This is a genomic window from Rhizobacter sp. (assembly GCF_031412495.1).
Taxonomy (GTDB): domain Bacteria; phylum Pseudomonadota; class Gammaproteobacteria; order Burkholderiales; family Burkholderiaceae_C; genus Schlegelella_A.
On sequence record NZ_JANODC010000093.1, the window covers coordinates 1 to 4947 of the forward strand.

At 71.3% G+C, this 4947-nt stretch carries 3 protein-coding genes and 1 pseudogene; all 4 read left to right on the forward strand.

All coding sequences use genetic code 11. From position 1 onward, the window contains the following. Window positions 1-370: pseudogene (locus tag AC30N0_RS03495) on the forward strand (hypothetical protein); the annotation flags it as partial. After that, a complete protein-coding gene (locus AC30N0_RS03500; RefSeq protein WP_489516547.1) occupies window positions 367-1653 on the forward strand; it encodes a TRAP transporter large permease in 1287 nt (428 codons plus the stop codon). The pseudogene AC30N0_RS03495 and the gene AC30N0_RS03500, both read left to right, overlap by 4 nt. 7 nt (window positions 1654-1660) lie before the next feature. After that, complete coding sequence (locus AC30N0_RS03505) at window positions 1661-2353, forward strand: DUF2848 family protein (RefSeq protein ID WP_489516548.1); 693 nt, start codon at window positions 1661-1663, stop codon at window positions 2351-2353. Window positions 2354-2372: 19 nt separating this feature from the next. After that, the coding region (locus tag AC30N0_RS03510; RefSeq protein WP_489516549.1) for a hydantoinase/oxoprolinase family protein at window positions 2373-4947 on the forward strand (2575 nt) is incomplete at its 3' end.

Consider the following 4947-nt stretch of genomic DNA (forward strand, 5'->3'; position numbering starts at 1 on the left):
CATCGACGCGCTGTACCAGCTTCTGCCGCGGGCGCTGGCGGCGGTCTGCGACATGGTGGCGCTGATGGCGCTGCTCGGATTTGTCAGCGTCGTGACGTGGCACGGCAGCGGCGTGCTCGCGCAGTCGTGGCAGCTCGGCGCGCGCTCGAACTCGGCGCTGGCGGTGCCGCTGGCCGTGCCGCAGGCGCTGTGGTGGCTGGGCTATGTCGCCTTCGTCGCCTGCGCCCTGGTGCTGCTCCTGCGCGGGGTGCTGGCGTTCGCCGCCGCCGACTGGGCCGACGTGAACCGATTGATGGGTGCCCGCACCATCCAGGAAGAGGCCGACGACGAGCTGAACCAGGCCGTGCAGGCGATGCACGTCAAGCCATGATCGCCACGGCCCTCGTCACCTTGCTGGCCCTGATGGCGCTGGCGATTCCCGTGGCCGCGGCGATGGGCGTGCTCGGTCTGGTGCTCGGCCAGATGTTCGCCATGCTGCCGGTGAGCCGGGTTGCCGGCGAGATCGCCTGGACGGCCAGCAACGAGTTCCTGCTCGTCGCCCTACCGCTCTTCATCCTGCTCGGCGAGCTGCTTCTGCGCTCCGGTCTCGCGGAGCGCATGTACCAGGCGCTCGCGCGCTGGCTTTCCTGGCTGCCGGGCGGCCTGATGCACTCCAACATCGCCGCCTGCGCCATGTTCGCGGCGACCTCGGGCTCGAGCGTGGCCACCGCGGCGACGGTGGGCACGGTGGCGCTGCCGCAGGCCAAGCGCTTCGGCTACAACGAGCGGCTCTTCCTCGGCTCGCTCGCCGCCGGCGGCACGCTCGGCATCCTGATCCCGCCGTCGATCAACATGATCATCTACGCGGTGCTGACCAACACCTCGGTGCCGCGCCTCTATCTCGCCGGGATCATCCCCGGGCTGCTGCTCTCCCTGTTCTTCATGGCGGTGATCGCGGTGGCCTGTATGTGGCGACCGGCGTGGGGCGGCGAGCGCATCGCCAGCTCGCTTCGCGCGGCCCTCGCCGGGCTGGTCCATCTGGGGCCGCCGCTCGGCGTCTTCCTGGTCGTGGTGGGCTCGATCTACGCCGGCCTGGCGACGCCCACCGAAGCCGCCTCCCTCGGCGTCATGGCCGGGCTCGCCCTGGCGGCGTGGAACCGCACGCTGAACTGGCCGATGCTGCGCGAGTGCCTGCTCGGGACGATGCGCTCGACCGGGATGATCATGCTCATCATCGTCGCGGCGTACTTCCTGAACTTCGTGATGTCGGCCATCGGCCTGACGACGCGCCTCACCGACACCGTGCAGACGCTCGGCCTGTCGAAGTGGGAAATGCTCTTCGCCGTCATCGTCTTCTACGTGATCCTCGGCTGCTTCATGGAGACGCTGTCGATGATGATCACGACGATCCCGATCATCGCCCCGGTGATGCAGGCGCTCGGCTTCGACATGGTCTGGTTCGGCATCGTCGTCATCGTCCTGGTCGAGACAGCGCTCATCACGCCGCCGGTCGGCCTCAACCTCTTCGTCGTCCACAACCTGAGGAAGAGCGGCTCGATGAACGACGTGATCGTCGGCTCGCTGCCGTTCGTGGCTGCGATGTTCGTGCTGCTCCTGCTGCTGGCGCTGTTTCCGGGGCTTGCGCTCTGGCTGCCGTCGGTGGTTTCCCAATGAACATGCCATGAATGCATTGCGATTCACCCTGGCCGACGCTGCCGCGATCGAGCTCGTGCCGACGCGGCTCGTCGTCGCCGGCTGGACCGGCCGCGATGCCGCCGCGATCGAGCACCACATCGAGGAGCTGGCCCGGATCGGCGTGCCGCGGCCGTCCGCCGAGCCGCAGTACTACCGGCCCGGCGCCGCCCTGCTCACGCAGTCGGAGTCGGTCGAGATGCTCGGCGAGGCGAGCTCGGGCGAGGCCGAGCCGGTGCTCGTGCGCCAGGGCGGCCGCTGGTGGCTGAGCGTCGGCTCCGACCACACCGACCGGCGCGTCGAGGCGTACTCCGTGGTCGTGTCGAAGCAGCTGTGCGCCAAGCCCGTGGCGACGTCGGCCTGGGCCTGGGACGAGGTCGCCGCGCGTGCCGACGACCTCGTCCTGCGCTCCGAGATCTTCGAGGCCGGCGGCTGGGTCGCGTACCAGGAGGGCACGGTCGGCGCGATCCGGCCCCTGCAGTCGCTGATCGACGGCCTGCCGGCCGACGTGCGCGTCGAGGACGGGCTCGTGCTCTTCTGCGGCACGCTGTCGGCGCTGCCGAACCTGGACGGCGTCGCGATCCGGGCTGCCGAGCGGATGCGCGTCGAGCTCGTCGACACCGCCCGCTCGCGCCGCATCGCGCACGAATACCGGGTGCAGGCCTTGCCGGTGGTCGCCTGACCCCCTCGGGAGATGCGTGATGGCTGAACCCTCTCGCTGGCAGTTCTGGATCGATCGCGGCGGCACCTTCACCGACGTCGTCGGCAAGCGGCCGGACGGCGGCCTGGTGACGCTGAAGCTGCTCTCCGACAACCCCGAGCAGTACCGCGACGCCGCCGTCGCCGGCATCCGCCGCCTGCTCGGCGTCGGCGCCGGGGAGCCGGTGACGTCCGCCCAGGTCGAGTCGGTGAAGATGGGCACGACGGTCGCGACCAACGCCCTGCTCGAGCGCAAGGGCGAGCCGACGCTGCTGGTGGTGACGAAGGGTTTCCGCGACTCGCTGCGCATCGCCTACCAGGACCGGCCGCGCCTGTTCGACCCGCACATCATCCTGCCCGAGCTGCTCTATGCCGAGGTCGTCGAGGCCGACGAGCGCATGGCGGCCGACGGCGAGGTCGTGCGGGCCCTCGACGAGGCCCGGCTGCGCGCCGACCTGCAGGCGGCACGCGGCCGCGGCCTGGGCAGCGTCGCCATCGTCTTCATGCACGGCTGGCGGCACACGGCGCACGAGGCGGCGGCCGAGCGCATCGCGCGCGAGACCGGCTTCGCGCAGGTGAGCGTGTCGCACCAGGTGAGCCCGCTGATGAAGCTGGTCGGCCGCGGCGACACGACGGTGGTCGATGCCTACCTGTCGCCGATCCTGCGCCGCTACGTCGACGAGGTCGCCGCCGAGATGCCCGGCGTCGAGCTGTACTTCATGCAGTCGTCGGGCGGGCTGGCGCAGGCCAACGCGTTCCAGGGCAAGGACGCGATCCTGTCCGGGCCGGCGGGCGGCATCGTCGGCATGGTGCGAACGGCCGAGATCGGGCTGACCGAGCCCGGCAAGCGCATGCAGGTCATCGGCTTCGACATGGGCGGGACCTCGACCGACGTCAGCCACTACGCCGGCGAGTTCGAGCGCGCCTTCGAGACCCGTGTCGCCGGGGTCCGCGTCCGCGCGCCGATGATGGCGATTCACACCGTCGCCGCCGGCGGCGGCTCGATCCTGGCCTTCGACGGCGCCCGCTTCCGCGTCGGCCCGCAGAGCGCCGGCGCCAACCCCGGGCCGGCCTCGTACCGGCGCGGCGGCCCGCTCACGGTGACCGACGCGAATGTCGCAGTCGGAAAGATCCAGCCGGCGTTCTTTCCGAGCGTGTTCGGCGCCGGCGGCGACGAGCCGCTCGATGCCGACGTCGTGCAGCAGCGTTTCGCCGCCCTCGCCGCCGAGATCGAGGCGGCCACCGGCACGCAGCGCTCGCCCGAACAGGTCGCCGAGGGCTTCATCGACATCGCCGTCGGCGCGATGGCCGGCGCGATCAAGAAGATCTCGGTCGCTCGCGGCTACGACGTCACCCGCTACACGCTACAGTGCTTCGGCGGCGCCGGCGGCCAGCACGCCTGCCGCGTCGCCGACGCGCTCGGCATGGGCCGGGTCTTCATCCACCCGCTCGCCGGTGTGCTGTCGGCGTACGGGATGGGCCTGGCGGACCAGACCGTGATGCGCCAGGCGGCGATCGAGCTGCCGCTCGCGGACGCCATGGCGGCCCTGTCGGCCCGCCTCGACCAGCTCGCCGCCGAGGCGCAGGCCGAGCTCGAGCGGCAGGGCGTGGGCGGCGGTCGCATCGAGGTGCACCGGCGCGTCCACCTGCGCTACGAAGGCACCGACTCGGCGCTCGTCGTGCCGCTCGCCGCCGACGCGGCCGGGCTGCAGGCCGGCTTCGAGGTCGCCTACCGGCAGCGCTTCGCCTTCCTGATGGGCGAGCGCCGGCTGGTCGTCGAAGCGGTGTCGGTGGAAGCGGTCGGCGCCGGCGACGCGCCGGCCGAACCGAGCCATGCCGTCGAGGCGGAAGCGCCGGCGCCGTCGACGGCGACGGTGCGCCTCTTCAGCGAAGGGCAGTGGCACGACGCGGCCCTGGTCGAGCGCGGCCGGGCCCGGCCCGGGCAGACCATCACCGGGCCGGCCATCGTCGCCGAGCGCAACGCCACGACCATCGTCGAGCCGGGCTGGCGCGCCCGCATCACCGCGCTCGACCACCTGGTGCTGGAGCGCATCGTGGCGCGCCAGGCGCGCCGCGCCCTCGGCACGTCGGTCGACCCGGTGCTGCTCGAGGTGTTCAACAACCTGTTCATGAACATCGCCGAGCAGATGGGCCTGCAGCTGCAGAACACCGCCTACTCGGTGAACATCAAGGAGCGGCTCGACTTCTCCTGCGCGCTCTTCGACGCCGACGGCAACCTGATCGCCAATGCGCCGCACATGCCGGTCCACCTCGGCTCCATGAGCGAGTCGATCAAGACCGTGATCGGCCGCAACGCCGGGACGATGCGGCCCGGCGACGTCTACGTGCTGAACGATCCGTACAACGGCGGCACGCACCTGCCGGACGTGACCGTCGTGACGCCGGTCTACCTGGAGGAGGCGGGCTCGTCACGACCGACGTTCTACGTCGGCTCGCGCGGCCATCACGCCGACATCGGCGGCACCACGCCCGGCTCCATGCCACCGTTCTCGACCCGCATCGAGGAAGAGGGCGTGCAGATCGACAACGTCAAGCTGGTCGAGGGCGGGCGCTTCC

Coding starts and splice junctions, on each gene's coding strand:
- AC30N0_RS03500 (WP_489516547.1), top strand. CDS start 367: ATGATCGCCACGGCCCTCGTCACCTTGCTGGCCCTGATGGCGCTGGCG.
- AC30N0_RS03505 (WP_489516548.1), top strand. CDS start 1,661: ATGAATGCATTGCGATTCACCCTGGCCGACGCTGCCGCGATCGAGCTC.